The 3,967-nt window shown below is 62.1% G+C and carries 4 protein-coding genes, 1 tRNA gene and 1 pseudogene; 4 read left to right on the top strand and 2 right to left on the bottom strand.

Features of this window, described 5'->3' with window-relative positions; genetic code table 11:
• Positions 1 to 18 precede the first annotated feature (18 nt).
• Positions 19 to 95, top strand: a tRNA-Met gene (locus FHS81_RS18565).
• Here the strand turns inward: FHS81_RS18565 and FHS81_RS18560 are convergent.
• Together FHS81_RS18560 and FHS81_RS18555 are read right to left on the bottom strand one after the other, a co-directional pair.
• Positions 52 to 1,707 carry a recombinase family protein gene (locus FHS81_RS18560; RefSeq protein WP_151610620.1) on the bottom strand — a complete coding sequence of 552 codons (1,656 nt, stop codon included), beginning with the start codon at positions 1,705 to 1,707 and terminating at the stop codon, positions 52 to 54. The two genes, FHS81_RS18565 and FHS81_RS18560, sit on opposite strands and share 44 nt — an antisense overlap.
• Before the next feature lie 19 nt (positions 1,708 to 1,726).
• The gene (locus tag FHS81_RS18555; protein ID WP_151610619.1) at positions 1,727 to 1,918 is read right to left on the bottom strand and encodes a hypothetical protein; all 192 of its coding nucleotides are present in this window, start codon (positions 1,916 to 1,918) and stop codon (positions 1,727 to 1,729) included.
• 301 nt (positions 1,919 to 2,219) lie between these two features.
• Between FHS81_RS18555 and FHS81_RS18550 the strand changes: the two genes are divergently transcribed.
• From FHS81_RS18550 to FHS81_RS18540, 3 genes and pseudogenes are all read left to right on the top strand, one after another.
• Positions 2,220 to 2,519, top strand: a complete 300-nt coding sequence (locus FHS81_RS18550) for a type II toxin-antitoxin system TacA family antitoxin (protein WP_037094414.1) — start codon at positions 2,220 to 2,222, stop codon at positions 2,517 to 2,519.
• Between the two features lie 3 nt (positions 2,520 to 2,522).
• Complete coding sequence (locus FHS81_RS18545; protein ID WP_037094412.1) at positions 2,523 to 3,026, top strand: GNAT family N-acetyltransferase; 504 nt, start codon at positions 2,523 to 2,525, stop codon at positions 3,024 to 3,026.
• Positions 3,027 to 3,225: 199 nt separating this feature from the next.
• Positions 3,226 to 3,879, top strand: a pseudogene (locus FHS81_RS18540) (ArdC family protein); the annotation flags it as partial.
• Between the last annotated feature and the right edge of the window lie 88 nt (positions 3,880 to 3,967).

Below are 3,967 nucleotides of genomic sequence, written 5' to 3'. Positions count from 1 at the left end.
AACCACCCAACATAATAACGCGGGGTGGAGCAGCCCGGTAGCTCGTCAGGCTCATAACCTGAAGGCCGCAGGTTCAAATCCTGCCCCCGCAACCATCTTTACTTGCGATCCACCCAGCCCTCCGGCGGGGTTTTTCGTTTGTGCGGAAATCGTAAGGATTCCAGCAAGATCGCCTTGGACGTCGATCTCAATCTTGCCGTCCACGGGCGTCAGCACGATCTTGTCCACCAGTGAGCGCAGGATGTCTGCTGCCTCGATCCGCTTCTCTTCCTCTTCGTCTTGCAAGGCTTCATAGAGCTGCTGGACCCGCTTGCGGTATTGCAGCGCCATCGAGGGGTGCAGCAGGGGAGGCGGTTCTTCCGCCTCGGCCAGGAACGTCCGCAGCTCAGCCTTCTGTGCCTCCAGCCGCTTCATGTCTCCCACGATGGCCTCGATCGGGCCACCGGCCTTGATAGCCGTCAGAAGCTTTGTCAGTTCGCGCTCGATCTTCGCTATCTCAGCCTCGGCCCCAGCGATGCCCGCGCGGCCTTCCATCCGCAGCCGGTTCATTTCTTGCGTAAACACCGCGCAGAAGTGAGCGAACAATTCGGGATCGACAAGTTTGGTGCGAAGCGCATTCAGCACGCGCGTCTCCAATTCGTCTCGACGGATGTTGGTCCGGTTATCGCAGGTGCCTTTGTTCCGTGCCGTCGAGCAGCCGATCAGGGTCGCCGAGATCGCCGAATAACCGCCGCCGCAGCAGGCGCATTTGGTCAGGCCCGAGAAGAGATATTTCGGCCGGCGTCGGTAGTTCATCTTGCGGACGTCGGCGATGCCGCTCTCATCCCGCTCGGTCCGGTTCTCGCCCTGCCTTGCCTTCACGGCGTTCCAGAGGTCGTCATCGAGGATGCGCAGCTCCGGCGCTTCCTGGATGACCCATTCGGATTCGGGGTTGGGGCGGGCCTGGCGCTTGCCGGTATCGGGGTCTTTCACGAATCGCTGGCGGTTCCAGACGATCTTGCCGACATACATCTCGTTGTTAAGGATGCCGTTGCCACGCTTCGGGTTGCCATTGATCGTGCTGAAACCCCAATCGCCACCGGACGGCGCGGGGATACGGTCCCTGTTCAGGGCGAGGGCGATGGTCTTGGCCGACTTGCCGGCCGCGTAGTCGCGGAAGATGCGGCGCACAACCTCGGCCTGCGCCTCGTTGATAGTGCGGTCGCCACGGACGGGCTCACCATTGGCATCGAACTTCTTCACCACGTCATAGCCGTAGGAATTGCCGCCGCCCGACTTGCCGGCTTCGACGCGGCCGCGTTGTCCGCGGCGCGTCTTGTCGGCCAGATCCTTTAGGAACAAGGCGTTCATCGTGCCCTTGAGCCCGACATGCAACTCGCTGATCTCGCCCTCGGACAGGGTGAACATCTTCACGTCGGCATAGCGCATGCGCTTGTAGATGCCGGCGATGTCCTCTTGATCCCGGCTGATCCGGTCGAGCGCCTCGGCCAGGATCATGTCGAACCGGCCTCGGACGGAATCCATGATCACCGCCTGGATGCCAGGACGCTGGATCATGCTGGAGCCGGAGATGGCGTGATCGGAATATTCCTCGACCACCGTCCAGCCTTCCTTCTCCGCCCGCAGGCGGCACATGCGGAACTGGTCGGCGATGGACGCCTCGCGCTGATTGTCCGACGAATAGCGGGCGTAGATCGCGACTTTCACTGCACATCTCCTTTCGGCATCAGGAGGTGCGCTTCCCCCGTCGACGCGTCATCTTCACTTCCTCGGCGTAGCATTCCCGCGCTGCCTGCCGCGCCAGAAACTCGACGAGACGCAGAAGGCGCGGATCGGGATCGCCCCTTGGCGTAAAGGTCAGTTCCGGCTCGTCGATCATCAGGGATTCGAGCAGCGCTTCGCGCTCTCGTCCTGACATCTTTGCTGTGTTTCCGGGGGCTCGCAAGGTCATGCGAGACAGAATTCGCGCCTATGACGGTATAAGCAACTGAAAACGCAGTCGAATATTTGGCGGAATCCAGCGCTATGCTGCGTACTCCGGCGCGTTCCAGCGTAGTCATGCGCATCATGGCATAGCGAAATAACCTACGGGATTTCGCCCCGGCGGCGGGTATCGAGGGGCTCCTTGGCGCTATGGCGAGTTCGGTGAGCATGACTAGGATATTATCGTATTGCCTTTTGCGATACAATCCCCTATCTTGCATGAAAGGAGACGACTCATGGTCAGCACAGCGGAACGCAAGGAATATCCCATCTCAATGCGACTGCCCGAAGCGGATGTGGCGATGATTGACCGCGCGGCAAACCTGCGCGGCCGTTCCCGAACGGATTTCGTGCGGGATGCCGCCGTGCGGGCCGCCGAGGAGGTCGTCATGGAGCAGGGGCTGATCCGCATGAGCCCGGAGGGCTTCGCGGATTTCATGGAGATCCTGTCTCGCCCGCCCACCATCGTCCCCGAGATGATGGAAGTGCTGAAGCGGCCCGCGCCGTGGGAACCCGGCTTTGAGCCGAAGCGGTGAGCCGTGGCTTTATCTGCGCCCGAGCCGCTGACTGCGGCCCATGACGTTTCCGCATTTTCATGCGGTAAGCCCACGCTCGATCACTGGCTGAAGACCCGCGCCCTTGCCAATCAGGAAAAGGGCTTCACGGCTGTCGTCGTCGTCCACGAGGCGGGGCGTGTCGTCGGATATTATGGGCTGGCCCCGACAGGGGCCGTCCCCTCAATCCTGCCGCGCGCAATCCGCACCGGACAGCCGCCCAACCCGGTCCCCTGCTTGCTTCTCGGGCAACTCGCCACGGACACTGATAGGGCGGGGCAGGGGATCGGCACCGGCTTGATGAAACATGCTCTTCAGCGTTGCGTTCTGGCGTCGCGCCTGATCGGCGGTCGGGCCTTGTTGGTCAATGCCGTCGATGAGGAGGCGGCGCTATTCTGGCAACGACATGGTTTCATGCCTTCCCGAGATGATCCGCTGGTTCTGCTGCGAGCGATCTCCGACATTGCCGCCATGCTAGCGCAGGCATGAGCCTCAGGATAATCCAGCCAGTCAAAAACGTTTATTTGGGGGAAAGCCTTTCCCTTGGCCGGCACCATGTTGCCGGCGCACCCCCATCGAGCGGGGGAGATCCCCGCAACGCCCCTTAGAGTGAGAGTGCGGGCCGGGTTTGCCGTGACGGGTTGAAGGCTGGAGAGCAGGTCTCCGGCGCCCGTCGCGGAGAACCGCGATGTCCAGATATGACCGCACCCCACGCTCCGGCTCGGAGCGGACGAACCTCTATGACGAAATCACCGGCAAGATCATCGCCGAACTTGAGGCCGGGCGCTTTCCTTGGGTCCAGCCATGGGGTAAGGCCACCGCCAAGGCCCCGCTCGGCCTGCCGCAGAACGCCAGCACTGGCCGCGCCTATAGCGGCATCAATATCCTGATCCTTTGGGGCGCCGTGGTTCAGCACGGTTTCCCCGGACAAGGTTGGCTCACCTATCGCCAGGCGGCCACCCTTGGCGGCAATGTTCGCAAGGGCGAGCGTGGCACCACCGTCGTCTATGCCGACCGCTTCACGCCCGAGGACGAGAAGCGGCGCGCGAGAGAAACCGGCGAGGAACCGGGGACGATCCCGTTCCTGAAGCGGTTCACCGTGTTCAACGCTGCCCAATGCGAGGGGTTGCCCGAGGATATCGCCGTCGCTATGCCGCCCCCACCACCCGGCCTAATCGAGCCGAGGGTCGAGGCGCTTATCAAAGCCACCGGCATCGACTTCCGCATCGGCGGGGATCGCGCCTTCTATGTCCCGGCCCTCGACCATGTGGTCGTGCCACCGCCGCAAGCTTATTTCGAGCCGATCAACTGGCATCGGACAGCCCTGCATGAGCTGGGTCATTATGCCGTAAGTCGGATTATGCCGATTTCGGGTGCGTAATACTGAAATTGCAGGCCATGGTCCTCTTCGCGCTCGGCATAATCCGCCG

Origin of the sequence: Pseudochelatococcus contaminans, from assembly GCF_014195635.1 — a bacterium.
Classification (GTDB): Bacteria; Pseudomonadota; Alphaproteobacteria; order Rhizobiales; family Beijerinckiaceae; genus Pseudochelatococcus; species Pseudochelatococcus contaminans.
This window is presented reverse-complemented; position numbering and strand designations above follow the sequence as displayed.